At 62.0% G+C, this 24,049-nt stretch carries 25 protein-coding genes; 11 read left to right on the forward strand and 14 right to left on the reverse strand.

Going from position 1 to position 24,049, the window contains the following annotated elements:
- Positions 1–91 precede the first annotated feature (91 nt).
- Positions 92–640: a recombinase family protein gene (locus tag ACQCSY_RS24785; RefSeq protein ID WP_427136700.1), complete on the reverse strand. Its 549-nt coding sequence runs from the start codon at positions 638–640 to the stop codon at positions 92–94.
- A 268-nt stretch (positions 641–908) separates the two neighbouring features.
- On the opposite strand from ACQCSY_RS24785, the gene ACQCSY_RS24790 reads away from it, so the two are divergent.
- Together ACQCSY_RS24790 and ACQCSY_RS24795 are read left to right on the forward strand one after the other, a co-directional pair.
- The gene (locus ACQCSY_RS24790; protein WP_427136701.1) at positions 909–1,322 is read left to right on the forward strand and encodes a hypothetical protein; all 414 of its coding nucleotides are present in this window, start codon (positions 909–911) and stop codon (positions 1,320–1,322) included.
- Between the two features lie 229 nt (positions 1,323–1,551).
- The gene (locus tag ACQCSY_RS24795; RefSeq protein ID WP_427136702.1) at positions 1,552–2,037 is read left to right on the forward strand and encodes a hypothetical protein; all 486 of its coding nucleotides are present in this window, start codon (positions 1,552–1,554) and stop codon (positions 2,035–2,037) included.
- A gap of 375 nt (positions 2,038–2,412) precedes the next feature.
- Here ACQCSY_RS24795 and ACQCSY_RS24800 read toward each other — a convergent pair whose 3' ends face one another.
- From ACQCSY_RS24800 to ACQCSY_RS24815, 4 genes are all read right to left on the reverse strand, one after another.
- Entirely contained in the window at positions 2,413–3,027 is a 615-nt protein-coding gene (locus ACQCSY_RS24800; protein ID WP_427136703.1) for a recombinase family protein, read from the reverse strand.
- Positions 3,028–3,125: 98 nt separating this feature from the next.
- Complete coding sequence (locus ACQCSY_RS24805) at positions 3,126–4,352, reverse strand: TniQ family protein (RefSeq protein ID WP_427136704.1); 1,227 nt, start codon at positions 4,350–4,352, stop codon at positions 3,126–3,128.
- On the reverse strand, positions 4,352–5,260 hold the full coding sequence (locus ACQCSY_RS24810; protein ID WP_427136705.1) for a TniB family NTP-binding protein: 909 nt from the start codon (positions 5,258–5,260) through the stop codon (positions 4,352–4,354). The genes ACQCSY_RS24805 and ACQCSY_RS24810 overlap by 1 nt, the downstream gene beginning before the upstream one ends.
- A 2-nt stretch (positions 5,261–5,262) precedes the next feature.
- A complete protein-coding gene (locus ACQCSY_RS24815; RefSeq protein WP_427136706.1) occupies positions 5,263–6,927 on the reverse strand; it encodes a Mu transposase C-terminal domain-containing protein in 1,665 nt (554 codons plus the stop codon).
- 549 nt (positions 6,928–7,476) lie between these two features.
- Between ACQCSY_RS24815 and ACQCSY_RS24820 the strand changes: the two genes are divergently transcribed.
- Together ACQCSY_RS24820 and ACQCSY_RS24825 are read left to right on the forward strand one after the other, a co-directional pair.
- On the forward strand, positions 7,477–9,249 hold the full coding sequence (locus ACQCSY_RS24820) for an ATP-dependent nuclease (RefSeq protein ID WP_427136707.1): 1,773 nt from the start codon (positions 7,477–7,479) through the stop codon (positions 9,247–9,249).
- Positions 9,236–11,059, forward strand: a complete 1,824-nt coding sequence (locus ACQCSY_RS24825) for an ATP-dependent helicase (RefSeq protein WP_427136708.1) — start codon at positions 9,236–9,238, stop codon at positions 11,057–11,059. The genes ACQCSY_RS24820 and ACQCSY_RS24825 overlap by 14 nt, the downstream gene beginning before the upstream one ends.
- A gap of 76 nt (positions 11,060–11,135) precedes the next feature.
- Here ACQCSY_RS24825 and ACQCSY_RS24830 read toward each other — a convergent pair whose 3' ends face one another.
- A complete protein-coding gene (locus ACQCSY_RS24830) occupies positions 11,136–11,465 on the reverse strand; it encodes a histone-like nucleoid-structuring protein Lsr2 (protein WP_427136709.1) in 330 nt (109 codons plus the stop codon).
- Positions 11,466–11,554: 89 nt separating this feature from the next.
- Here ACQCSY_RS24830 and istA point away from each other — a divergent pair, with 89 nt between their 5' ends.
- Positions 11,555–12,799 (forward strand): IS21 family transposase, encoded by a 1,245-nt coding sequence (gene istA, locus ACQCSY_RS24835; RefSeq protein ID WP_427131282.1) that lies wholly within the window; start codon positions 11,555–11,557, stop codon positions 12,797–12,799.
- A complete protein-coding gene (gene istB, locus ACQCSY_RS24840; protein ID WP_427133476.1) occupies positions 12,796–13,554 on the forward strand; it encodes an IS21-like element helper ATPase IstB in 759 nt (252 codons plus the stop codon). Before istA ends, istB begins: the two co-directional genes overlap by 4 nt.
- 377 nt (positions 13,555–13,931) lie before the next feature.
- Here the strand turns inward: istB and ACQCSY_RS24845 are convergent, their stop codons facing one another.
- The 8 genes from ACQCSY_RS24845 to ACQCSY_RS24880 form a co-directional block, all read right to left on the reverse strand.
- Positions 13,932–14,144, reverse strand: coding sequence for a ParB family protein (locus tag ACQCSY_RS24845; RefSeq protein ID WP_326961389.1), 213 nt, complete (start codon positions 14,142–14,144; stop codon positions 13,932–13,934).
- A gap of 152 nt (positions 14,145–14,296) precedes the next feature.
- Positions 14,297–15,211, reverse strand: a complete 915-nt coding sequence (locus ACQCSY_RS24850) for a ParA family protein (RefSeq protein WP_427136710.1) — start codon at positions 15,209–15,211, stop codon at positions 14,297–14,299.
- A complete protein-coding gene (locus ACQCSY_RS24855) occupies positions 15,211–15,516 on the reverse strand; it encodes a hypothetical protein (protein ID WP_427136711.1) in 306 nt (101 codons plus the stop codon). The genes ACQCSY_RS24850 and ACQCSY_RS24855 overlap by 1 nt, the downstream gene beginning before the upstream one ends.
- A 22-nt stretch (positions 15,517–15,538) precedes the next feature.
- Positions 15,539–17,197, reverse strand: coding sequence for a hypothetical protein (locus ACQCSY_RS24860; protein WP_427136756.1), 1,659 nt, complete (start codon positions 17,195–17,197; stop codon positions 15,539–15,541).
- Positions 17,198–17,529: 332 nt separating this feature from the next.
- Entirely contained in the window at positions 17,530–17,772 is a 243-nt protein-coding gene (locus ACQCSY_RS24865) for a hypothetical protein (protein ID WP_427136712.1), read from the reverse strand.
- 200 nt (positions 17,773–17,972) lie between these two features.
- A complete protein-coding gene (locus ACQCSY_RS24870) occupies positions 17,973–18,281 on the reverse strand; it encodes a hypothetical protein (protein WP_427136713.1) in 309 nt (102 codons plus the stop codon).
- An 11-nt stretch (positions 18,282–18,292) separates the two neighbouring features.
- Positions 18,293–19,057 carry a hypothetical protein gene (locus ACQCSY_RS24875; RefSeq protein WP_427136714.1) on the reverse strand — a complete coding sequence of 255 codons (765 nt, stop codon included), beginning with the start codon at positions 19,055–19,057 and terminating at the stop codon, positions 18,293–18,295.
- Positions 19,054–19,791, reverse strand: a complete 738-nt coding sequence (locus tag ACQCSY_RS24880; protein ID WP_427136715.1) for a hypothetical protein — start codon at positions 19,789–19,791, stop codon at positions 19,054–19,056. The genes ACQCSY_RS24875 and ACQCSY_RS24880 overlap by 4 nt, the downstream gene beginning before the upstream one ends.
- A 208-nt stretch (positions 19,792–19,999) precedes the next feature.
- Here ACQCSY_RS24880 and ACQCSY_RS24885 point away from each other — a divergent pair, with 208 nt between their 5' ends.
- Genes ACQCSY_RS24885 through ACQCSY_RS24905 form a run of 5 tightly spaced genes read left to right on the forward strand, consistent with a single transcriptional unit; the run spans position 20,000 to position 24,034 of the window.
- On the forward strand, positions 20,000–21,067 hold the full coding sequence (locus ACQCSY_RS24885) for a CHAP domain-containing protein (RefSeq protein ID WP_427136757.1): 1,068 nt from the start codon (positions 20,000–20,002) through the stop codon (positions 21,065–21,067).
- Positions 21,064–21,582, forward strand: a complete 519-nt coding sequence (locus tag ACQCSY_RS24890) for a hypothetical protein (RefSeq protein ID WP_427136716.1) — start codon at positions 21,064–21,066, stop codon at positions 21,580–21,582. The genes ACQCSY_RS24885 and ACQCSY_RS24890 overlap by 4 nt, the downstream gene beginning before the upstream one ends.
- Before the next feature lie 42 nt (positions 21,583–21,624).
- A complete protein-coding gene (locus ACQCSY_RS24895; RefSeq protein WP_427136717.1) occupies positions 21,625–23,103 on the forward strand; it encodes a chromosome partitioning protein ParA in 1,479 nt (492 codons plus the stop codon).
- Positions 23,104–23,138: 35 nt separating this feature from the next.
- Positions 23,139–23,753 carry a DUF6668 family protein gene (locus tag ACQCSY_RS24900; protein WP_427136718.1) on the forward strand — a complete coding sequence of 205 codons (615 nt, stop codon included), beginning with the start codon at positions 23,139–23,141 and terminating at the stop codon, positions 23,751–23,753.
- A gap of 11 nt (positions 23,754–23,764) precedes the next feature.
- Positions 23,765–24,034 (forward strand): integral membrane protein, encoded by a 270-nt coding sequence (locus ACQCSY_RS24905; RefSeq protein ID WP_028275338.1) that lies wholly within the window; start codon positions 23,765–23,767, stop codon positions 24,032–24,034.
- Positions 24,035–24,049: the final 15 nt, after the last annotated feature.

Consider the following 24,049-nt stretch of genomic DNA (forward strand, 5'->3'; position numbering starts at 1 on the left):
TACCTGTCTGAAGTCACTGAGGGGTCTGCCCTTGGCGGCGTCGCACCTTTTCCGCGGGAATCAACTGGACCTCGGGCCCACACCCGCTTGCCTAGAGGAGGTATCGGTAGACCGTGGCGCGGGATACTCCGAGCATCTTGCCAATATCTGAGGCACTGATTCCTTTGCCTTTGAGTTCCTTGGCCCGGGCAGCGCCAGCGTCGTCGATTTTGCGGGGTCTTCCGCCGTGGCGGTTGTTGGCCGCGGCCGCAGCGAGTCCGGCCCTGGTGCGTTCGATCATCGTGTCGCGCTCCAGCTGCGCGAATGCGGCCATAATCGTCAGCACCGCCGTGCCCATGGGCCCGGTTGTGTCCAGACCTTCGGTCAGGGACCGGAACCCTGCTCCCCGTTCTCGGATGTCCTCAATGAGATCCAGTACGTGGCGGGTGTTGCGGCCCAAACGGTCCAACTTCCATACGGTGAGTACGTCGCCGGCCTCCAGGCGGTCCAGGGCCTTGGACAGCTGAGGGCGTTCCACTGTGGATCCGCTAACGCCGTTGTCGGCAAAGGTCCGGGCTGCGCCGGCGGACTGCAGTGCAGTGAGCTGCAGATCAAGGTTTTGTTCCGCAGTGGAAACCCTCGCGTACCCGATTACAGCCATGGTTCCCCGCTATTCTCTAAAACCCGATCCATTTGCCGTTGTGAGACTACGTGTTGTTGGACGGGTTTTGAGACAGGGACGGTCCGTGTCGAACCGCGAAATTCCGTGTCATTTTCCGAAGTCGTCTGCACGAAATTTCCGAAGTTCTCTGCACAAACCGTGGGACGTCACAAACCGTGGGACGTCCAAATACCTGGATGGGGCAGTTAGTTACGGCCCGTCTCGAAGCGGCGGGGCTGTGAAGCCGACAGAAAGATAGGCTAACCCAGTGAAAACTCTCCCCATCCTCGTCGCCATCGCCGGCGTCATGGCCCTCAGCGGCTGCTCCTCCGCCCAGAACGAAGCCCCGTGCAAGGACTTCGAGACGACTTACAACGCCGTCGACCTTCGCGACAAGTTGATCACAGTCGATTCGAGGGGTGCCGATTACCGCCCCTCCCTGAAGAAGCTGGCAGACACCGCCAAGGCCGGTGCAGAGAAGGCATCCGGGGACGTCCAAACTCATCTCAGTGCCATCGTCAGTCAGGAGGCAATGTACGAGAAAACGGCGACCCAGTCCGACCTTCCGTACACCTTCCTGGATGTCAGGGGGATGCTCGACAAATCCCGCGACAACCTCGTCAAAGGCTGTAAGGATTCCGGGTACCCGATCGAGCTGGAGCCAGACTACCCTGTGCGCTGAGTTCCGGGATCCGCCCGTCCGTGATCGATCCCGTGTGGAGAGTGGGCATGGGCGATTGGTTCGTTTGACCTTTCTCTCTCAAAATCTCCCATATGCAGGGACACGCGTAGACGGCTCACCGGAATGGCCTCGGGCCGGAATACAATGACGCCCATGGGGGTACTTCTGCTTGATCTGCAGGCGGCTGCTAGCCCCAGGCCAGTCATCGTCACTCACCGCAGGAGACCACTTGAACACCGAAGGACCCACGAGCCCGCCGCTCCGCACCGAGACCGGTGTCGACTACGGGGCAGGGCAGCACCCTGCACCAGCGAACCGGAAGCCCGCGCCGGCTGCATCCCCGCTGCGCATCTCCGCCGGCGTCGTGGCCCTGGTCCTCTCGGTAGTGGGAATAATCTTCGCCGGAGCGTTCCTCTTCTCAAAGCACGGCGGCGCCAGTACTCCCTTTAACGGGTGGATGAACTTCTTCCTGATCGTCGGCTCCATCGGCTGCCTCGTCACGGGAATCGTCATCATTGCCAAGCAGCGCAAGCGTGGCGGGGCGACCCCATGGCTCGTGGCATCCTTCGCGGCCCTCGTCGTGATCGCATGCCTGGGCTTCATGTCCAGCGGGAACAGCGGTCTCCCCGGCGCCCCGGTTATCACCTTGCCGGCAGCTCTTGCCACGGCAATACTGGCTGTCTTAGTGGTCGTGAAGGACAAGACCCCCCGCTGAGCGGACAACACAAGAAGGCCGCCCCCAAATTAAGGGAGCGGCCTTTTTCGTGCCGGAGGATGTCGGGCGACACCCTGGAGTTGGAGTTGTCGGCGGCGGCCGCGTAGTAGGCGGCGGTGGTTGCCAGCAGTTCCCAGCGCTCCCGGTTCTCCTCCTTGGCTGTTCGACCAGGTCGGTCTGGACGCAGCTGTCGTCACGTTCGATGATCAGCTCGTACTTGGATTCTGGGTTCAAGACCTGGCCGCGGTCGGCCTCAGCGGGCCCGGGAGGTGATCCGTTGCCGGGCGTCGGATTTCGTCATAGGCCCACCTCATGTAACGGGCTTGGCCATCTCAGCTCTTTGTGAGGCGGGCACGTCAACCGCGTTCCTGCCCCTTACCGGGAAAGGAGCTTTTCGCCGTCCGCGCGCAGTTCCCCGGTGGGTGATACGTGCCGGTAGAGGGTCTGGCGGGTGATTCCCAGTTCGGTGCAGAGGTCGCTCACTTTTGTGTCGGGCTTGCCCATGGAGGCCATGGCGAGACGGAGTTTGGCCGGGGTCATTTTGTAGGGGCGTCCGCCGTTGCGGCCGCGGGCGCGGGCGGACGCGAGGCCAGCGAGGGTGCGTTCGGAGATCAGTTCGCGTTCGAATTCGGCGAGGGCGGCGAAGATGCCGAAGACGAGTTTCCCGGAGGCGGTGGTGGTGTCGATGGCGGCGCCCTGGCCGGTAAGGACCTTGAGCCCGATGCCGCGTTCGGTCAGGTCGTGGACGATGTTGACCAGGTGCCGGAGGTTCCTGCCGAGCCGGTCCAGTTTCCACACCACCAGGGTGTCTTCCTTGTTGCGCAACGCCTTCAGGCAGGCGGCCAGTTCCGGGCGGTCGTCCTTGGTGCCGGAGGCCTTGTCCTCATACAACTGTCCCGGCCCTACGCCGGCAACCAGGAGCGCGTCGCGCTGCAGGTCGGTGCTCTGGGAGCCGTCGGCCTTGGAGACGCGCATGTATCCGACCAGCATGATTTTCCCTTGTCATTTATACGTTCGTTTAAGTGACAGCGTGATTCCGACTCCGGCTGGAATCAGAAAATGTCACTTAACCCGTTATTTATTCTAAGTCATGCAAAGGGTGGCGGATCTTTTGTTTGTGACAGAAAGTCGAGGGGTATCTGAAGTTCGGCGAAGGTCTGCCGAAGGCGTCGGACGGAGTCTTCATTCCGGCATCCATACAGTGCGAAGCGGTAAAACTGTTGGGCGGCTGCGGGGTCCTCTCTGGCTGAGGCAACGATTTCCTCCATCGCAGCGAACGCCTGCTCCCACACATCGCCCGGCGCTGGTTCCGTCCGGTGGCTGGCAGTTGCTGTCCGTTTGGCGGCCGTTGCTGACGGTCGGGTGGGTGGGGTTCCGTCGTCGATCCTGCTGGCGGGCTCGGGCAGCAGGAGGTCTACCGAGGTGCCGAATGCGCTGAGTGTGCCGGCTTCGATGAGTTTCATGGTGGCGGCGGCGGCTTCGAGCAGTTGCTTTTGCTTCTCCCATTGCAGGTTCTCGAACGGGCGCCAAGCATGCATGCCTGCCCGAAACGGGTGACCGCAGTACTCCCAGACATGGCGGACCTCTGCCAACTGCCGCCCGTATCGTCCTTGGGCGGTTGAGAGCTCGTCCAGTAGGGTGCGCAGGAGTCGGAACCAGATGCCTGCGTGAACGCGGCGGCGGGGCAGGTCTACTGATCCTGTCGTTAGTGCCTGCCAGGTTCGCCGGTCCATGAGTGTGACTGCGTCCCGGGTCGCGGGCGGGTCAGAGATCGCGGAGGTCCAGCGCAGGTAGTCCGGGGGCAGGCCCTCGTAGGTTTCGATGCGGCGGCCGTGCCGCGGACAGCTCAGCATGAGTGGAAGTTGCCAGAAAAGCAGAAGCGCCGCGGGTTCCGGGGATTGCAGGCAGTCCGGGCAGGCCTTGCGGGGCCCGTGTTCCGGGATCCACGGCAGCCACCGAGGAGGGCTGTAGATTGTGCGCCGTCCGGGCGGCAGCAGCATGGAGAACTGATGGACGTAGGTTTTGTAGGCCTCGGGGTCAGGTTCCAGGCTGTCGAACAGCCACGGTATCCAGCCGGCCAGGCTCATCGCACCGAGCCGGTCCCGGCCGACGCCGCTGCACCTGGCCAGTTCCGTCAGCAGAGTGGCCGGTGGGTTCTCGTCGAGGTGCCGGTCCTGGATTCTTCCTTGGCCCAGCCCGTGTTCCAGGAGCGCGGAGGTGTCCATCCGGTAGGTGCAGGCCAGCCGGTTCAGCCAGGAGGACAGGGCCTCGGCCTCTGCGGGGGCCGGGTGTAGGGGCCAGCGCGGCGTGGGCATCACATCAGTTCGCGTTCGAACTTGCGGCGCCGGGCAGCGGGACCGTCGTAGCTTGCCAGGGTGAGCGTCCGGTGGTTGATGGATTCCTCGCCGCTGTCTACGGCCGCCACGGCTGCCTCGGTCAGCAGCATGGTCAGTTCGCCGATGGTCCCTTCGCTGCGGGTGAGCAGGTAGCGGGCCATATCCTCGGTGGCCAGATCCGAGCGCTGGCGTAGCGGGAAGGATGACGCGAAGCTGGCCAGGAGGGACAACAGGTCGGTGTTAACCTCCCATAAGGGCAGGGTCATGGGCTCAAACCTGTTTTCGAGCTGGTCATCGGAGCGGATGGCCAGGTACGCCTCCCGGGTTCCGACCCCTACCAGGGGGATCCGCAGTTCGTTTCCCAGGAAGCGCAGCAGGTTCAGGAACTCCCGGCGGCCGCTCTCCCTGCCTGCCAGCACGTTATGCAGTTCGTCAATCACCAGAATCCGCACCCCGACCTCGCGCAGCAGGAACACGGCTAACCGTTCGAGTTCGGCCAGCCGCTGGCGCGGTTGGACGGGAGCTCCCGTTGCCGCCAATAACGCGGCGTAGAAGCGGGCGACGGAGGGATCGGAGGGCATCTGCACGCTGAGCACCGGGATTAGTTCCCGGTCGGGTCCGGAAACTAATGGATGCCGGCGCCGGAATTTTTCGATGATCATTGACTTGCCGTTGTTGGTCGGCCCGACCAGCAACAGGTTGGGCATGCGCTGCCTGACCGGCCACTCGTACAAGGTCTGGAGCCGGGCGAGGGCTTCCTGGGCGCGGGGGTAGCCGATCCATCGGTCGGCACGGATCCGCTGGGTCCGTTCCGGCCCCGGCAACCGTGCTATTTCCCGTGCGGAGTCCTGGAGATGGGACAGGTCCTCCAAAGGATATTCATCCACAGCTACCACTCCTCGATGTCATCAAACGGCGCGGCCTGCGGAGGTTCGCCGGCCATCCCGTCCGGCGGCGGTTTCAAAACATTGAGATTGTGCCCGGATTTCAGCTGGCTCCGGCGCTCCCGATCCCTGCGCGACCGCCGGGTATCGCGCTGCGCGGTGCTGGCGATCTCGCGCATCTGTCCGATCATGCGGAACAGCTCCTGCTCGTTGACCTGCGCACGCCCCTGCTCGCGCAGCCGCGCTACAGCCTGGCGGTGTTCCCACAGTGTCACCGCAGGATTCGACAGGGCCCGGTACGGGACTTCAACGTAGTTGTTGCCCTCCGGGTCCAGCACCCAGATCCTGCTGATGTCACGAGGATCCCGACGGATGACAAACCGCTCCAACCGGTCCCGCCGGGCGATCCAGGGCTTGAGCACGTTGGCGAAGTAGTGCACGTGGTCGATGACGAAACCGGTGCGTCCGAGCTTGCGGCGGAGCACCGGCAGGAAGTCCACCAGAAACGCCGTGGGGCTGGTGACCACCGGCGGTTTCCCGGATTCGGTGATGCCCTGATCCCAGCGTGCGGCAGGTGTCTGGGCAAGGCCGCTATGGATGCTGCCGTGATAGGAAACCACAGCCAGGGCCAGCCATCGCTCCAGCTCATTCAACGTCAATGCGGCAGTCTTCTCCGAATCATAGGTTCGTCGTTCCACGGGATTGGAGAACGTCGTCCCAGGGAGTTCATGGATCTGCGCCATGACCGTGCCGATCACCCGCTCCACAATGCCGCCGTAGTGCGGCCGCCCCAGGGGTCGGTAGTCCAGTTGTATACCGTGCTGTTCGCAGCCGCGGCGCAGGGCCTCACTCTTGAATTCGGACGCGTTATCCAGGTACAGCAGCCGCGGCTTGCCGCTCATCGGCCAGTCCCCTCCAATCCCCAAGCCCTCCAGCCACGGACGCTTGTCGCTGCACACGTGGGCCAGGCAGAGCCCGACGGAAACTGCCGATGGGGGCTCAAGAGTGACCACCATGCCGACCAGGCAGCGGCTGTAAACGTCGATGGCCGCGGTCAGATACGAGCGGCCGACCGGTTGTCGATCGCGCTCGTCCACGATGACCAGATCAATCACGGTGTGATCGATCTGGACCTGTTCCAACGGGGCGGAGATTTCCGGAACGATACCTCCGGCCGACTGCAGCGGACGGGCGGCATCGGGGCCTTCCCGACGGCGGGCGACGGTCGCTGGATGCAATTCAGCGACGCGGCGGGCAACAGTGCTGCGCGACGGGGCAGGCAATCCCTCCTCCGTGCAGGCGCGGACGATGTCGCGGTGAACCACCGCCAGGGAAAGCTTCTGCCGCTTCAGATAGCGTTTGCGGATCAGCCCGTCGATCACCGCTTCCACCGGTGGCGTCAGCCGGCCGCCTCCGCGGCCGCCGCCCGATCGGCCAGGAACCAGATCCGTGACTCTGCCGGTGCCGCGCCTGTACCGGTCGATCAGCACGTAAACCTGCCGACGCGACACACCCAGCTGGGCAGCAGCATCATTGACTGCCCCCTGCCCGACAACATCCAACGCAGCCAAGGGAGCAATCACCGCAGCCTGTCGCACTGCCTCATCCCACTCCGAATCGGACATGGCCAGCAGGCCCCGCTCAACGATCCGCGGTTCCTCGTTAGTCATGCCGGCAACGACGGTGTCGGCGCCTCAAAGCCATAGTTAAAGGTAGTGCAGGCGGCTTTGAGACAGAACGCCTGTTGTGCAGGCGGGTTTGAACAGACGCGTGTTCAAACCCGTCTGCACAACCCCCGGGCTACCGCGGATGCCAGTGCAGACGACTTCGAAAAACGACATTCCGGGCACTTCTGAAACTCTCTGAGAAATGGCCCGACCGTCTCAGCAATGGATCGTTTGTGAGACTAAGGCGTGGCAAGGATGTGGGACGGCGCCTGACACTTCGGTGGCTCTGTGTGCCGCACTGCCTACGCGGATAAAACCAGTCACCGGGCCGAGGTTCACCTCATGGACCAGCTTCGTCAAGCTAATGGTGCGAACGGCTTCCGACGTTCCGTGCAGACGGCTTCTGAAACTGACACGCTAGCTAGGGGAACTGTGTCATTGAAGCCTTCTAGAGGATGTCCTGGGGACAGACAAAGGGAAGGAAGCTCAATAGTGCCAGTGTCCCCGGCGCGGGAAGCACCTGCGCTGCGGACCCGCAGTTATGTTAGAGGGATGAACGCGATGTCAGGTGTGCCCTCGGACGCTGTGCGCCAAAGTAGGCCCTACATCGAACGGCTAATTATTCGGAACTTTCGGGGAATTAAGTTTTGCGAGATTGAGTTGGAGCCGCACGTCACTGTGTTGGCGGGGCGAAATAATGCGGGAAAATCAAGAATCATTTCTGCTTTGCAAGTTGCGCTTGGCGGGCGTCCCGCCGAAGTTGACGACTTCTCCGTTGGAAGCGATATCAGCCCGGAGATTGATGTAATCGTTTCTCCCGGCGCTCCTTCCAGGCCTGACGACGACGAGGAGTTTGAAACTAACTTCACGCAGTTGTTCGAGAATAGAACACAGGTACTCAATGAAACGCCGCTTGTGGAGCGGATCGCCTGGCGAACTAAAGTATCCCGCTCTGCAGAGGGTGGTGGTGCGCGAACGGAATCCTACTTTCTAATATTTGACTCCGTCGGTAGGAAGTGGGACCACTTGACGTCGCCGACCAACTTGTCGACCAGGCAACGGAGGGCTTTCGCAGTAGACCTGATCAACACAGGTCGAGACCTACGTGATGAGTTAGGGAGACAAGGTTCAAGCATTCGTAAGGTACTCTCAGATCTCGAAATCCCTGAGCCCCAACGCGAACCATTAGAGACCCAGCTTGGTCTGTTGAGCGCAGAAATTTTTGCTGGCAGCCAAACCCTCAAATCAGTTGACAGCGAACTCGCCAGACTCCATTCCCTCGTAGGGAGTGTAGGGTCTCCGGCATTGAATCCCCTTCCTACAAGTCTTGAAGAATTGGGTCGGCTCATCTCCATTGATTTGGACACGGGTGCCGGTCCCCTTCCGATTCGTTTTCACGGTGCAGGGTCGCGGAGCTTGTCATCGTTGCAAGTGCAAGGTGTCTTGTACGAGCGTCGCCTGGGTCGCGACGGAAGCGCTGTTCCTCCTACACCGATCACCCTCGTCGAAGAGCCAGAGGCACATCTTCACCCGCAAGCCGCGATGGAGTTGGCTGAGCTCTTGGTGGGTATGCGCGGACAGAAGGTTGTGAGCACCCACTCGGCTCATCTAGTTACGTCAGTCGACCCCGCATCGATCCGTCTTGTGCAGACTGCAAATGGATCGACTAGGATCATCGATCTCGGACCAGCGTCGAGCGATGGGACAGCAGTGCACCGCGCATTTCGACCAAGTCTCCATAAGCAAGAAATGGAGAAGCTACGAAGACTAGTGGAAAGGCCTTTTGGGGAGCTTATCTTTTCGAGTTGCGTGGTCATTGGAGACGGAGCTACCGAGCGCGCGTTCCTTCCGGTTGCTTTACGCTATGCGCTTGGCGGGAAGTCACATGGAATCACGGTGGTAGACCCCGGCAGTTTGTCAAACGAGCTTGCCACCGCCGCAGTGAAGTTCTCGGCAATGACTAATACCCCCTGCTTTATCTTCGCTGATAGCGATGAAGATGGAATTACTGCAGTTAAGGCGCTTCAAAATGCGAATGCTGCGAACCCACCTGAGGTTATATGGATCAACGGTACCGATGCCTCCGGTAATCCAGTTGCTGGTGCAATCGAAACCATGCTCATGACCTTTGACGAGGAAATGTGTCTTGCGGCCTGTCAGACGATTCAACCAGGACTTTCAGGCGACACCATGAAACAGATGAAAGGACTAAAGGGCAGTTCGGGCACTTTCTTGGCTCGTGCGCTCATCGATCGCCATACTGACTGGCATAGTTGGCCCAATCCCCTACAAGAATTGATCCGAAAAATTGATGTCGCAATTTGAAGATGAGAACTCCGATGTCTCACTGAGCTTCCAGCAGCAGAAGGCGATTGACTCTGACTCTCGTGCCATCGTGGTGTTGGCCGGCGCCGGGAGTGGTAAGACCGAAGTAGTGGCGCGACGCGTGCAACGACTTCTCACGACTCGGGACGGTGTCGGGCGAGTCCTTGCACTGTCCTACACAAACAAGGCGGCTGAGGAATTAGGGGAACGCCTGCGTTTGCGTGCCGGCGCCGACTCTGAGCGAGTTACGACCGAGACGATTCATGGATTCGCTCACGCACTGCTTCGTCAGCACTCGACCAGAATCGGTTTGCCAATTGAACCAGAAATCCTGACTCGAGACGAGGATCGAGTCGAGTTGTTGAATCAGTGGCTCAACAGCCAGGGGCTGGGACCCGCTGTAGATCCACTTGAGCAGTTACGCAAGATCGACATCAATCGCGCACGGACGATTGAAACCGCGGAGGTGGAGGACTGGCGACGAGCTCTAGCCAGTCTCCCGGCCCTGGATTATCCGGCCCTTCTTGATGCGGCTTTCGAAATACTTGCCCTTAAGTCTGTTCGTCGCCAACTGGCGCGCACTTACACGCATGTAGTAATTGATGAGGCTCAGAACCTGACACCCGCGCAATATCGTTTACTTACAGCCATCATTGGTGCGCCAGGTGAAGGGCCCGCGGTGATGCTTGTCGGGGACGACAAGCAATCGATAATCAGCTTCGCCGGAGCCGACCCGGACCTAATCAACCGTTTCGCGCGTTCGTACGACGCAGAGATCATAGAGCTGACAGAAAATTTTAGGTCTGCGGCCATTATTAGCAAGCTTGCAGGACTAATAGCAGGCGAGCTTGGTCAGAACCAGTCTCCTACAGAGCCTCACGCGGCACCTGGGCGTATTGAATTTGTCTCCGGAACAGATGAAAGCGATGAAGCACGGGAGATCAGCGACTGGGTAGAGGATCTCCTTCAATTTGGCCTTCCCAAGCGGGCAGTCGCTGATGGGGAATCAGTCAAGATGCGAGCAGAAGACATCGCTATCCTTGGACGCTCTGCTTCGGCGCTTCGCGGGATAGCCAAGGTGCTCGAAGAAAGAGACGTAGATTATTCGACGAGCAGTAACGCAGAGGACTGGCTGGAGGGACTTGCCGGAAAGGTAGTGCTGGAGCTCATTGCGTTTAATGCCTCTGCAGGACATTTTTCGCCTCAGTGGCAACTGGCCCGACTGATCGATCAAGACCCAGAGTTGCTCAAGAGCCGCAAGCAAATCGAGACGGTTATCCGTGCTCATGACAACTCCCTCATCGCGGCGCTGGCAGAGTTGGTTGACGAAACCGACATGGGGCGGTTCATTGAAAGTCTGGGCAGTTTGGTCCGCGATAGGGACGCAAGCACTTCCGAGCTCGCCTCCTGGAACGCTGACGTCGAGGAGATTGAGAAGGCGTGGCGGGACTACAACGCCAATGTAGATCGTGATTCGCGGTCTTGGACGGACTTCCGCCTATTTTGCTCGCGTCGTCAGCGTGGCTCGGCCACGCAAGGAGTGCAGCTCCTAACGGTCCACAAATCTCAGGGGAGAGAGTTCCGTGCCGTCGCCGTCGTCGGTATGAATGAAGGTCAGATCCCCGATTTTCGAGCAAAGTCGGACGCCGAGCGGGCTAGCGAACTGCGGACATTCTATGTCGCTGTGACGCGGGCACGGAGAGTCCTTGTTCTATCACGGGCACTTCGCCGCACGACACGATATGGGCAGCGAGGTACAACTCCCTCGCCATATCTGTCGTTCGCGGAGCGACTGACAGATATAAGATGAAGCAGTAAAGCCACTCGTAACCGGCACCTCCCGATACTTACATCAGGTCAAAGGCTCGTTTCCGCCTGCGCTCTAGCTAGCCTTGGGCAGCGGCGTAGGCCTGCATGATGGACTCACTGATACGACCACGGGGGCTGGGGTTGTACCCGTTCTCAGCGGCCCAGTTACGAACCTTCTGAGTCTCTTCGCGCACCCTCGCCGGGGTGCGTCCACCGCTGGTACCGGACGGGCCCCGAAGGCGCCGGCCCTTAGCGGCGTACCCTTTCAGCGTGTCGCGCAGGTCAGCGGCATTGTCTGCTGAGAGGTCGATTTCGAAATCGACGCCGTCAATAGAGAACCTAATGGTTTCCTGGGCGTCCTCTCCGGAGAGATCATCGATCAGCTGGACATGGATTCTGCGGGCCAAAAGGGGTCCTTCGTTCGGCGTTGTTAACGCCAACCGAAAATAGGGCCAGGAACGCCAACTGAAAACAGGGCCACCGACCATTATGGAAGGTGATCAATTTGGATGATTGGGCGGAGATACGCCACCTGTTTTCGACGGGCAAGCACTCTAAGCGTGAGATCGGCAGGATCGTGGGTGTTTCCCGCGGAACGGTGGACCGGGCGCTGGAGTCGGACCGGGCGCCGAAGTACCAGCGGGCGGCCGGAGTGTCGAGTTTTGATGCGTTTGCTCCAAGGGTGCGGGAGCTGTTGGTGAAGACGCCGACGATGCCGGCCGCAACGCTCGCGGAGCGGGTGGGTTGGTCTGGTTCCGCGTCGTTGTTCCGAACGAAGGTCGCCGTGATCCGGCCTGAATACGCCCCGCCGGACCCGGCCGATCGTCTGGTCCACGAGCCGGGGTTCCAGGTCCAGTGCGATCTCTGGTTCCCGCACGAGCCGCTGCCCATCGGTGCGGGCCAGAACGATACACCTCCTGTGCTGGTGATGACTTCGGCGTTCTCGGGATTCATCCAGGCCCGAATGCTGCCCTCACGGACGACGCCGGACCTTCTGGGCGGAATGTGGACTCTGCTCCAGGACGCGCAGGCGGTTCCATCCCGGCTGTTGTGGGACAACGAGTCCGGCATCGGCAGGCGCCGGCCCACCCAGCCGGTGGCCGCGTTCGCCGGGTCCCTCGGGTTGGAGATCAAGCTGCTTCCGCCGCGGGATCCGGAGTCCAAGGGCATGGTCGAGAGGATGAACAGGTTCTTCCGGCAACGCTTCATGCCGGGCCGGGACTTCCGGTCACCAGCGGATTTCAACGGCCAGCTGGAGGACTGGCTGCCCAAGGCCAATCACCGGTACTCGCGGTCCCGCCACGGCCGCCCTGACGAGCTGATCGTCCTGGACCGGGAAAGGATGCGGGAACTGCCGCCGGTAAGCCCGGAGACCATGTTCCGCAACGCGGTGCGGCTGCCGCGGGATTACTACGTGCGGGTGTTCTCCAACGACTATTCCGTGGACCCGTCGTTCATTGGGCGGATCGTGGATGTCGTCGCTGATCTGGACACCGTCTGGGTCACCCATGACGGCGTCATCATCGCTACCCACGTCCGGGTCTGGGCCCGGCATCTGGTGGTGACCGATCCGACCCACGTGGCCCGCGCGGCGGTGATGCGCCGGGACTTCCGGACCCAAAGAGTCCACCGCCCCGAACCGCCAGAATCTGTGCAGGTGCGGGATCTGGCCGCCTATGATGAGATCTTTGGCATCGACCTCGGCCAACAGCCGGCGGGGCTGCTGGAGACGGCGTCATGACCGGGACACCGTCACAGATCGAGTACTACGCCCGGGCTCTGCGCGCACCACGGATCAGCGACGGGTTCCGCCGTCTCGGCGACCAGGCCCGGGACGCCGGCTGGTCCCATGAGGAGTACCTGGCCGCGGTCCTCTCCCGTGAAGTCTCCGAACGCGAAGCCTCCGGAGCGGCGACCCGGATCAAGGCCGCAAGGTTCCCCGCGCACAAGGACCTTGAGGAGTTCAACTTCGACCACCAACCCTCCGCGGACCGGAACCTCATCGCGCATCTGGGCACCGGGGTGTTCCTCTCCGAGGCCAAGAACGTGGTCCTGCTCGGGCCGCCCGGTACCGGCAAAACGCACCTCGCGGTCGGGATCGCCATCAAGGCGGCCAAGGCCGGGCACCGGGTCCTTTTCGACTCCGCGACCGGCTGGGTCGCCCGGCTGCAGGAGGCTCATTCCCGCGGGAAACTCGCCCAGGAACTGGTCAAGCTACGCCGCTACGGGCTCCTCATAATTGACGAAGTAGGCTATATCCCGTTTGACCAGGACGCCGCGAACCTGTTCTTCCAGCTTGTCTCCAGCCGCTACGAACACGCGTCCATGATTTTGACGTCCAACCTCCCGTTCGCCCGCTGGGGCGATGTCTTCGGGGACCTGACCATCGCCTCGGCCATGATCGACCGGATCGTCCACCACGCCGACGTCATCAGCCTCAAAGGCAACAGCTACCGGCTCAAAAAACACCAACCCGCTGCCAGTACGGCACAATAGAACCACAACCCCGTGGCCCCGTTTTCAAATGGCACTATTGGTCCTATTTTCGGTTGGCGTTAACAGGCGTTCATACTGTCGTCTCCCCCAAGCCAACGTCAGCCTTTGCCCTCCACACTATTCCAATTCCAGGCACCATCGAGACCAAGCCATTTGACTGTCCGAAGGCGCTTAAACCGTCATCTCCCCCGGTCTCCAGAAGACTGAAGTGAGGTTACCCGGCAAGCGCGACTCGGTGCTGCCCGACAGCCAACGCAGCATACCGGCAGCGTGTCAGGAACGGAACCACGTCACGTAAGGTGGTGAATTGCTTGCTGGCGCGGAACGAGAACAGTCCCGTACGCATCAGTCTCCGGCTATGAACCGGATACTGCTGTTCAGCTGTCTTTGAGCCGACGCCCACCGGGGAGGTTTTCACCCCAGGAAGGGTACATCGCACCGTCATTGTGTTCGGCTTCGCGGCGGGCCGTCTCTGCTTCGATGGCTTTCGCCACGAAGTGACTCCAGGTGTTATCCCCTTCGGCGTAGCTGGTCGCCCGGTATGCGGCCCGCGCCCGGTTCCGCAGCGCGGCGGGGATACTCACCGTCATATTTGCTGTGTCGGCTTCTTTGGGTTCTGACTTCTTTGGTACCTCCGGGCGGTGCCCGGGGAGCATCCTTGCCAGCGGCGCCTCGGCGGCCGGCGCTGCTGTGCGCCGTGGGGGCAATCCAAGTGCGGGGCGGCTGGGTGTCGGTTCGGCGCTCACGCGTTGACCTCCTGGGATTCTGCGACGGCGATGCGGCGGGTCACTTCCATGGCTACTGCGTGGAGGTCTTCGGCCACACTTGAGGCAGATTTTGGCCCGGCGTTACCGGCCTTCGCTTCACCGCGCAGGACCTCCCACCATTTCGGTCCCTTGCTGAGCTCCCGCTCGAGCTCGTGGGCCAGCAATCCACGCTCACGGCACGCCTGCGCCGTGGCCTCCGCATGGCGGATGCTCATCGGAAACAGCACTTCGTCTGTGCCAAAATCGGCAGTGAGGTGGTCGCGGGTGACCTTGTGAACCTGCTTGGAATTCGTACCGGTACCGACGAGGACAACACCCAGCAGATCCAGCGAGGGATTGAGGCCGACGACGCTGTCCATGCGTGCCGCGACGGCGGCGACACCCTTACGGCTGGACATATCTGTCTTCAGCGGCACCAGTGCATAGCGGGCGGCAGCCACCGCGGCCGCCTGCAGAGGCTCATTTCCCGGCGGGCAGTCCAGCAGGACCAGATCGTACTCCCCCGCGACGCTGGCAAGCAGTTTGGCCAGGGCCAACTGCGCTGCGTCACGGTCCTTCTGGGCTTTGGCTCCAAGAAATGCCGCAGCATCGTCGAGATGAGGGCCGCCGGCAATGACATCAAGGTTGGGCCGGACGCCGGTCAGCAGGTCGGGCTCTCCCCCGAAACACAGCGAAGCCGCCAGACTCCTGCCGCCGTCACCCTGGTCGGCGTACCCGAGATCCTCGGCGAGGTTTCCTTGAGGGTCGAGATCCACGAGGAGCACACGCGATCCGCCCTCAGCGAGGAGTCCACCCACGTTGGCCACCAGGCTTGTCTTAAAGACCCCGCCTTTGCCGTTGATTACCGCGATAACGCGGCTCAGGGCACCGCGGTCCAGATCGTTTTTCATCAAAGCCCCTTCCAAAGTGATCCAAGCGTAGCCAGCAACACTGGCTTTACTTGTGAAGCTGGCTTCCGTGTCTTCGCTTTTTTCACTTGTGAAACCGGTGAAACAAGTAGATACGTGCTGACTTTGTTTGCTGGGTTCACTTGTAAAGAAAGTGAACCCAGCAGCTCTTCAGTACCTGGACCGGCGTGACACTCCCCCCGCAACACTGGCTTTACTTGTGAAACCGGTTTCCATTTCTCCGCTGTATTCACTTGTGAAACCGGTGAAGCAAGTAGATACGTGCTGACTTTGTTTGCTGGGTTCACGGCTTCTGCTCGCGGCGAAGCGTCATGCCACTCGCCACAGCGTCCCGCCCCAGTCCAGTTCGTCTTCTGAAGGAGGAATCCAGTACAAGTCCGAGTCGGGGTTTTCCAATTCGTATTCCGCGAGTTCGGGCGTGAGGTTCCTGTCGAGCCAGGCGTGCCAGGCTGCGCGTTGCTTTCGATGGCGGCTGATCTGCTCTGCAGCGTCGTCAATGGCCCCGAGCCGGCGGGCCAGCGCTGTCAGGCTGGTCCCGGCCGTAATGGTCCATTGCCCGTGCCGGCGTTCGATCATGTTGTAGCTGCTCATGGCGCCCAGAGCCGTTTCGACAGCTGTACGGCTGAGCCCTGTAGAGCGGACGATTGCTGCTGTGGTGGGGGAGAGGCGTCCGCGTTCGATGGATTCGTAGACGAGGGCGGCGACGTCGCCCAGGGCACGGAAAACGGGTCGGATGCCATGGATTTTTCCGCTGCGCCAGGAGAGTTCCCGTGCGAGTTGTTCAAAGTGCTGGGGGAGTTGGATCACGTAGGCGTCGGCGTTGCGGCCGCGGGCATCGGAGACTTTGGTCAGGATGCCGTCTGAGGCTTGTTGGAGCGTCGGGAGGAGCCTGGAGATGGTGCCGTGATGTTTGCCCATTGCCGTAGCGAAGGTGCGGCAGCCTACGTCCAGCAGATCGGTCTCCATGGTTCGCATGTATCCGAGCACTGCCCGGAGCAGCAGGCGAAGACTCAGGCCCTCACGTCCGCGCTCTTTAAGTCGGTGGTCCAGGACTGCGTAGAGAACATTTTCCAGATCGTTGACTAGTTGGTGCACCGCAGCTGTGCTGCGGCTTTTATCGGCCCCCCCTGTGGGTTCTGTGGGGCTTGTGTCGTTAATACGGGCATTCCTTCTACCTGTCGGCTGGCCATCTCTTTTTTGGATCCAGCGGCAGGCTTCGTCCCATTCCGCGTCAATGAGGCGTTTCTGCCGTTCGGTGCTGGTGTAAAGGGCTGCGAGGCCGGGGAATTGGCCGCCCAACTCGAGGCGGACCTGATCCAAGGTCCAGCCACAGGCGGCGAAGTGGTTCAGGACCGCCATGCGGGCCTCTGACGGGCTTGCGTACTTGGCCGTGTCGTACAGGCCGGTACGGGCCAGCACACGCAAGGGGGATTGGCTCCCTGCGAAGGGGACGGCGCGGATGCCGTGCGCCGTCGCGGCGGCGGCCATCTTGGCCGTACGGTCTTTCAGTTCGCGGGCGCGTCGGAGCTCGGGTGCCAGGACCAGCCGCAGCGCAGTGACAGCCCTGGCGTGGTTTCTGCGGCGGAGGATGTCGTAGGCAGCAGTGAGGGGAGTGGTCAAGATCTGGTGGCCGCCGGACTTATGCGCGGAACCCGGAACCCGGATACAGCCGTCCGTGACATTCTGGTGCGGGCTGGCATCGAGACTTGGAGCCAGGAGGGTCAGGGCTTCGACGACTTCCCGGGCCTCCGGGCCGCTCATGCGCTCTGCGAGCGGGATGTAGAGGTGGCGACCGCCACTGGGGGAGACGTCCGCGACGTAGCGGATACCGCAACTTTCCAAGAGGATCCCGAGCCGGCGGGCGTCGTCGTCAACAACGCCTTGCAGCGCTTTGGAGGTATCCAGGTCAAGGCAGAGCGTGGCAACGGAACCGTCGGCCCCATGAATGAGGACAGCCGCCGGCCGCATCGGCAACGCAGCAGTGATCCTGGGCGGATTCTGTGGCCGCGGGTACTGGAAGCGTCCGCCGATCCAACGTCCCAAACGGTAAGACGGTGCGCCGGAGATCAATGGGGCGAGGGTCCACGCCATATCTGGCGTGACTTGACCCGCCGTCCGCGGTGCGTCAGTTGTTGACGACACAGCCGCTACAGGTACCATAGACAACAGCTAGTCCCTTCGGGGTATAGCAAATGGAGCGCCCCTCACGGGGAGCTTGATAAGTTCAGATCGCTGATCCGCCAAGATGTGGATCTGAACGTCATACTTTTTGAAGGCCCGCGAAAGCGGGCCTTCAGTTTTTAACTGGCCTTAGCGATAGGCAGGGCCTCCTGGCCAGAGATGCTGTCGAAGTCGATGGTCTTTAGGAAGTCGATCACCAGGCGAGCAACAACATCGCTCTTGGAGTCGCCGGTAACGTCCGAGAAAGCTTGCAGCTTCTGGGCATCAGCAGCCTGCATCCGCACGGTGATGTTCCGGCGGTCTCCCTTGAAGGGCTGTGGCATGGCATCCTCATTCCTTGGTTTTCCATGGACAATCTCCATGGAACCGGAATCAGGTTCCCTTAAGTGGGATGTCGCTGCCGTGTCGCACCAATCGCCTCGGGGTCGTTCCCGCAGGTCGACCGCGTTATTCCCGTTCGAGCCCATCTTCGCGGCTGGGCTGCACGACGTTGATGGTGACATGGTTCCAATATGTCACAAACTCAAGAAATTTTAGTTATGGAGCAAAATGCGGCTTCGAGTTAGCGCTTCCAGGCTCGCCGAACGACGGCTTCGACGTCGGCAGCATCGGCCGATGAGCCGGCCCCGGAGTTCAAGGCGCCCCGGAACAGGTTCCTAGTCGCCAGGAGTGATCGGAAGTACTGTCCGCGGCGGTCGATTCTTCGAGCCTGCACATCGAGAAATTTGGCTGCTTCCTGTCGCTTCATCCCTGCGGCGATGCAGATTTTTACGGCTTCAAAGATGACCCTGTAGGCGGCTTCGTGTTCTTTGTTGACTTCAGACAGCGCGCGCTTGACGGCTAGTTGGGCTTCTTGCGGTGTGGCAGTCATGGGCAGTCTTTCTAGTCGATCGAGAGTAGCGAGCCGAGCTCGGTCTGTGGTTTGCGGTTCTTCCGGGCGTAGGCGAAGAGTGCCAGGCCTATAACAACGAACGCCGTGGAGATGTAGGAAACGATCATGAAGACGTAGATGGCGTCTCCGGTTGCGCCAAGCTCGAGGGGGTAGGTGAATGCCCGGATTAGTGACAGTGCAAAGCCGGTTGCGATCAGCCCGGAGGCCAGCTGGCCGACTTTGAGGGGGTTCCGGCGTGCGTCCTTGTAGGCCGGCTTGATGAGCGGGAAGACGATGTAGGCCACGTAGGCCAGCACGAGCCACGTATTCAGACGCACGCTGGGCTGCGTTGCGTAGTCCAGCAGTTGAGGCGACGGGCTAGGGGCTTCAGTAGCCAGGAGAGTCCACAGGAGGCCCGTGGCGACGATTCCGAGCACGATTGCACCTGGCTCACCCACGGTCCACCGTCGTGCCGATGGCGAGTCGTATGCGCGGCTGAGGTGGCCGCCCAGGAACGCGACGGCAACGAGGGCAAAGTATTTGGATACCAAGTCAGTGGCATTGGTCAGTGGCATAAGCGAATCTACGGCTAAGTAGACCGGGGGAAGGAGCAGGAGATAGGCCAAGGTCAGGAAGATCCCCGACAGTGCGATGCTGCTGGCCTTTCCCTGCAGTGCATGCTGGTGGCCTAGGACGGGTGTATTGATGCGTTTGAATGTCAGGCTGCCCAGGAGAATTAGCATCAGGCTTACCGGTACGACGGAAAGCAGGTTCATCCCAAGAGTTCCGTCATTTTCTCCGCGTATTCGCGGGCTTCCTTCCGCTGCTTCACTCGCCTCTGCAGGAGGTGAATGCGGGCGGAAATGGCGTCTACTAAGACATCATCCGAAACTTCAAGCAGCTCGTCCTCGCGCGCCCGGATCTGCCACCCTCCCTCAGCCGGCGTGATCAGTTCAGTCACCACGAGGCCGGTGGCGAACGAGCCTTCACCGGCCTTTGATGCTGCAATCGCCAACTGGGGATTCAACTTATTTTCAGTGAGCTGTGTGGCGATATACGTAAGCGCCATGCCGGTGTCCTGGGACATCCGCTGACGGATGTCCCCCGGGTCAATGGCATCGATCCAGGCGCGGACGGAGCCGTCATGAGGAAAGGCAATAAGGTCGATTTCCTTACGAAGCCCCCGGGGATAGTGCTTTTGAGAGGTACGAAACTGCAGCTCCGCCATGAGATCTGCGTGATGGACCTGACTCAAAACTTCTGCCGGAGAGGGTTCTATGGGCCGGGACCTAATGATCCGGTACGGGCTGAAAACGCTGAGGGCATCGATGACGTTGGCCCCGGTAGCCCGTGCAATGGCAATCACCGTGGACTCGGCGACATTTCCACGCCTGAGCTGATTGTTCAGGGTGCCCCGATTTATCCCAGTCAGCGTGCTCAACGCTGTGGGGGAAGGGCTGAGGGATCCCCCTTCCAGCCACTCCATAAATTCGGCGGTTGAGACAGGCACGGACACTCCTTAGAGAAAGGGCACAGGCAAGCACGAGCGATCAATAGCTGTTAGGGTTGAACCAATATCTAAACAAACGCCGATAGATCAAATTTTGTATTAATTCTTCGTAGCTTCTGGATCGAGTTTAGCCGGGGTCAACCTACGAAAGACGACCACTAGGCGACACAGCGCAGAAGTACAGGGGGAAGCCGTGAAGCCGTCCAAGATGCTCAGCACCGGAGCCACCGTCGTTGCTCCGGTGATGCTGCTCGGCCTGATCTTCTCAATGCTCCTGCTGTTGGCCCCCGCGAAACCTGCCGCGGCTGATTGTGGCCCCGCAGTTTCCGTCCCGATCAGCGCCGACATCAAAGTCGACGGGTTTTCCACTGAGCAGCTGGGGAATGCCGCGGCGATCATGAATGCCGGCAAGACCATGGATCTCTCGGCCAAGGGCCAGATGATCAGCGTGATGGTTGCCCTGGGGGAGTCGGGGTTGCGCGTGCTGGATACCGGCGACGGAGCCGGTCCGGACTCGCGGGGGTTGTTCCAGCAGCGTGACAACGGCGCGTGGGGCTCCTACGCAGACCGTATGAACCCCACCACCAGCGCAACCAACTTCATCAAGGCCCTGCAAGGTGTCGCCGGCTGGGAGCTGTTGGAACCGACACTCGCTGCCAGCAAGGTTCAGCGCAACGCCGACCCATACCACTACCAGAAGTACTGGCCCGACGCCGTCAAAATCGTTCAGGCACTTTCGAACTCAAAGTTCTCCCTGGAAGGCAGCGGCTGCGCCATCCCGGGACAGTCCGGCGCCGGGGACGACTACCCATGGAAGAACTCCCCGACCTGGTTGCAGGTCGGCGCGGGCGGTGCCAGCACGTCCCCTCTCGGCATGTACCACCGTGAGTGCGTGGACTTCGCCCTGTGGCGGGTGAACCAGCAGATGGGCTCGACCAGCGCACCGTTCAAGTTCCTCAACAGCACATTCCGCCCGGATGGGCTGGGCCTTGGCTCGGCGCTGACGTGGAAGGCCGGCTGGGACGCCAAGGGCTGGCCGACCGGCAGCACACCCCGGGTTGGTGCGGTTGTTTGGTACGCGCCGGGAGCCGGGGGAGCGGACCCGACCTTCGGCCACGTCGCGGTGGTCAAGGAAGTCAAGGACAACGGGACCTACGTCGAAGAGGGCTACAACGGCAACCCGGCCCCGGCGGACCACAGCTATTACACCCGGACAGTGGCCAGCACTGTCCCCTCAGCCTTCCTGTATCTGCCCGTCCAAGAGGAGAAGAAGTGAAGAAGCCCTTGACCCTGCTCGCCGTGGCGCTGCTCTGTGTTTCGTGCGCACCGGCGGCAACCACGGCCCCGGTGCCTGCGGAATCAGCCAGCACCAGGCACACGTCGTCCGCGCCCGTCTCACTGAGCGCTAACAGCGGACCAGAGGCACCCGGGGGCACAGCCCCGGCCACCCTGGGCATCAGCTGGGATCAGGCCAGCAAGGACAAGGCCGTGAACGTCGCCGAGAAGGCGATGGCGGACTTTGCCCGCCCCGCGGTGGAGGAAAAGCGGTGGGCCAATGACCTGGCTAAGTGGCTGACACCTCAGGCCACTGCCGATTACTCGGCGGTGGACCCGGCCAACATCCCGGCCAACCGAGTCACCGGCCCCGCCACCCTCAGCGTCGATGACGCCAACGGCTTCGGCGTCATGGCAGCGGTCCCCACCAATGCCGGAACCTACACGGTGCAGCTGCTCCGCACGGGCAAGGACGCCCCGTGGAAGGTCAACCGGCTCACACCACCCTCGTCCTAAGCGCCGCACCTCTTTCATCTCACACACGTAAGGAAGAAGCTCATGGGTACTGCACCAGCCGAGGTCCTGGCATTTCCAAACATCAGGGCCATCGTCCGCGATAACGGCACCGCCGAGGTCGTCGTCGCGGGGAACTCCCGTGTCGTTCCGGCAGGGGAGTCCCTGCAGGAACTTCGCAGCAATGCACTGGCTCTCGTGGTGGGCGAGGCGCAGACGCTGCAGCGCCCCGTGCGGGTCCAAATCGAGGACCCGGAAGGGCACGGTGAACTGATCGTGCACCCGGACAACAAGATTGAGTCCGTCTCCTACGAGGCCCGGGCCGCCCGCCGCCGGGCAGAAGCTCCGCAAGCCACACCCGAGACCGTAGCACCGGCCGTGATTGATACCGTTCCCGTTCCGGCACCGGCGCCCTTGGCCGGCACCGCAGAGCCCACGACGGTTCCGGCCCCTGCCGCAGCGATCGACCGTCAGCCCTGGCCCTCCAACTCCGTCGCATCCGAAACCATTTCAGCGTCGGCCACCCCGGAACCGCGGGCGGCTGTAGTTGCCGGGGACGCGCCCCTGACCCGGCGCAGCTTGAAGGAAACCTCCTTCCTGGTCAGCGCCCCGGTGCTGGAGCCGGCCACACAGGGCTGGCGCGGAACACTCACCCGCCTGGGATTCCGGATGAACCCCGCAGAGGAAGAACTCTCCGAACGGGAGGACATTCGCACGGTCAGCCAGCACTGGCCCGGACCCCGGACGATTGCCGTGGTCAACCGCAAAGGCGGAGCGAACAAGACCCCCACGGTGGTCATGCTCTCGGCCATCCTCGCCCGCTACAGCGGGGCCGCCACAGTCGCGTGGGACAACAACGAATCCCAGGGAACCCTTGGCTGGCGGACAGAAAAGGGCTCCCACGACCGCAGCGTCCTGGACCTGATCGACGCCTCAACCGAACTTCTCTCCCCGTCAACGAACGCGGCCGAAATCGCCAAGTTCGTCCATCACCAGACCGCCGACAAGTTCGATGTCCTGCGTTCGGATGAAAACGAAGAAGGCGATCACGAAGTCACCGCCGAGGAAGTCGACATCGCCCACCAGGTCCTCACCCGGTACTACCGGCTCGTGGTTATGGATTCGGGCAACACGGCCCGGGCCGCGAACTGGCGGCGGATGATCGACCACACCAACCAGCTCGTCGTCCCGGTCACCGCCATCGAGGACCGCGCAGAAGCTGCACGGCTGACGCTGCAGACCCTGGAATCCCGGGGCGGCCACGACGCGGAGCTGGCCCGCAACGCCGTTGTCATCGTCTCGGAGTCCACCGACGCCAAGCGCAGCATGAGCGGCGAGGCGCTGAAGCGGGCCAAGGACGAGGCCCAGCGGATCGCTGACGGCTTCGCCCCGTTCGTCCGCGCGGTCGTCCGGATTCCTTACGATCCGGCCCTGGTCAACGGACCCATCCGCTATGAAGCCCTCCAGCCCGCCACCCAGCGGGCATGGCTGGCGGCCGCGGCCGCCGTCGCTGCCGGCTTCTAAACCACCCACCAACCGGACTCTGAAAGGAGGCAAGCATGCAACAGTCCCTGAACCCCTGGATCACCCGCCCGGTCCCTGCCGACGGCGCGGACACGGCATCCTCGGATGCGTATGTGCCGCCTGCGGCAGTGATCAGTGCACCGCTGAGGGGAATGGTCGAACCGGACACCGCAGACCGTCTGGCCCGCCGCACGGTCCCAGGCTCCGCAGCCCTATGGGTCACCGGCGCCCACGGTGGATCCGGTGAAAGCCGGATCGCTGATCTGCTCGGCGGTGCGCGGGTCACCGATCACTGCTGGCCCGTTCTCCAGGACGGCAGCAAGCCGCGGGTGCTGCTGGTCTGCCGTGCAGATATGCGCGGCCTGACAGCTGCGCAGAGCGCCCTGACGCAGTGGGCATCAGGTGCGGCACCCGCGGTTGATCTGCTCGGCCTCGCCGTTCTGGCGGACGCACCGGGGAAGACTCCCAAACCCTTGCGTGACTTCGCCGCCATCGTCGGCGGGGGCGCACCCCGGCTCTGGACCCTCCCCTGGGTCGAAGCCTGGCGACACGGAGACTCCACCACCCCGCCGCCGGCCCGCGAATACCAACGCTTCATCCCGGACTTGGCCGCCCTGGCTACCCACACCACACCCGGCACCACCCACTGAAAGGTCTCACCATGAACCCCTTCGCTGTACTTGACGGAAGCGTCATCCCCAACCCCACCCCGGTCGTCCCGGCACAGGCAGGTGGCCTGCTCACGATCCTGAACTGGGCCTCCGGCATCGGCCTGGTCCTCGGCGTCCTGGGCGTCATCATCGTCGGCATCGGCATGGTCATCCAGCTCCAGCGCGGCGAAGGAGCCCAAGCCATCGGCAAGCTCGGCTGGGTCCTGATGGGCTGCATCATCATCACCGGCGCCTCCGGCATCGTCCGCGCCTTCGTCTAAACCAGCACCAACAAC

It is taken from the genome of Pseudarthrobacter sp. S9, from assembly GCF_050156545.1.
GTDB lineage: Bacteria > Actinomycetota > Actinomycetes > Actinomycetales > Micrococcaceae > Arthrobacter.

Excerpts from the sequence above, each read along its gene's own strand:
- ACQCSY_RS24785 (WP_427136700.1), bottom strand. The coding sequence starts at position 640 with ATGGCTGTAATCGGGTACGCGAGGGTTTCCACTGCGGAACAAAACCTT.
- ACQCSY_RS24800 (WP_427136703.1), bottom strand. The coding sequence starts at position 3,027 with ATGCTGGTCGGATACATGCGCGTCTCCAAGGCCGACGGCTCCCAGAGC.
- ACQCSY_RS24805 (WP_427136704.1), bottom strand. The coding sequence starts at position 4,352 with ATGCCCACGCCGCGCTGGCCCCTACACCCGGCCCCCGCAGAGGCCGAG.
- ACQCSY_RS24815 (WP_427136706.1), bottom strand. The coding sequence starts at position 6,927 with ATGACTAACGAGGAACCGCGGATCGTTGAGCGGGGCCTGCTGGCCATG.
- ACQCSY_RS24820 (WP_427136707.1), top strand. The coding sequence starts at position 7,477 with ATGAACGCGATGTCAGGTGTGCCCTCGGACGCTGTGCGCCAAAGTAGG.
- ACQCSY_RS24825 (WP_427136708.1), top strand. The coding sequence starts at position 9,236 with ATGTCGCAATTTGAAGATGAGAACTCCGATGTCTCACTGAGCTTCCAG.
- istB (WP_427133476.1), top strand. The coding sequence starts at position 12,796 with ATGACCGGGACACCGTCACAGATCGAGTACTACGCCCGGGCTCTGCGC.
- ACQCSY_RS24845 (WP_326961389.1), bottom strand. The coding sequence starts at position 14,144 with ATGACGGTGAGTATCCCCGCCGCGCTGCGGAACCGGGCGCGGGCCGCA.
- ACQCSY_RS24850 (WP_427136710.1), bottom strand. The coding sequence starts at position 15,211 with ATGAAAAACGATCTGGACCGCGGTGCCCTGAGCCGCGTTATCGCGGTA.
- ACQCSY_RS24860 (WP_427136756.1), bottom strand. The coding sequence starts at position 17,197 with ATGCGGCCGGCGGCTGTCCTCATTCATGGGGCCGACGGTTCCGTTGCC.
- ACQCSY_RS24865 (WP_427136712.1), bottom strand. The coding sequence starts at position 17,772 with ATGGAGATTGTCCATGGAAAACCAAGGAATGAGGATGCCATGCCACAG.
- ACQCSY_RS24870 (WP_427136713.1), bottom strand. The coding sequence starts at position 18,281 with ATGACTGCCACACCGCAAGAAGCCCAACTAGCCGTCAAGCGCGCGCTG.
- ACQCSY_RS24875 (WP_427136714.1), bottom strand. The coding sequence starts at position 19,057 with ATGAACCTGCTTTCCGTCGTACCGGTAAGCCTGATGCTAATTCTCCTG.
- ACQCSY_RS24885 (WP_427136757.1), top strand. The coding sequence starts at position 20,000 with ATGCTCAGCACCGGAGCCACCGTCGTTGCTCCGGTGATGCTGCTCGGC.
- ACQCSY_RS24895 (WP_427136717.1), top strand. The coding sequence starts at position 21,625 with ATGGGTACTGCACCAGCCGAGGTCCTGGCATTTCCAAACATCAGGGCC.
- ACQCSY_RS24900 (WP_427136718.1), top strand. The coding sequence starts at position 23,139 with ATGCAACAGTCCCTGAACCCCTGGATCACCCGCCCGGTCCCTGCCGAC.
- ACQCSY_RS24905 (WP_028275338.1), top strand. The coding sequence starts at position 23,765 with ATGAACCCCTTCGCTGTACTTGACGGAAGCGTCATCCCCAACCCCACC.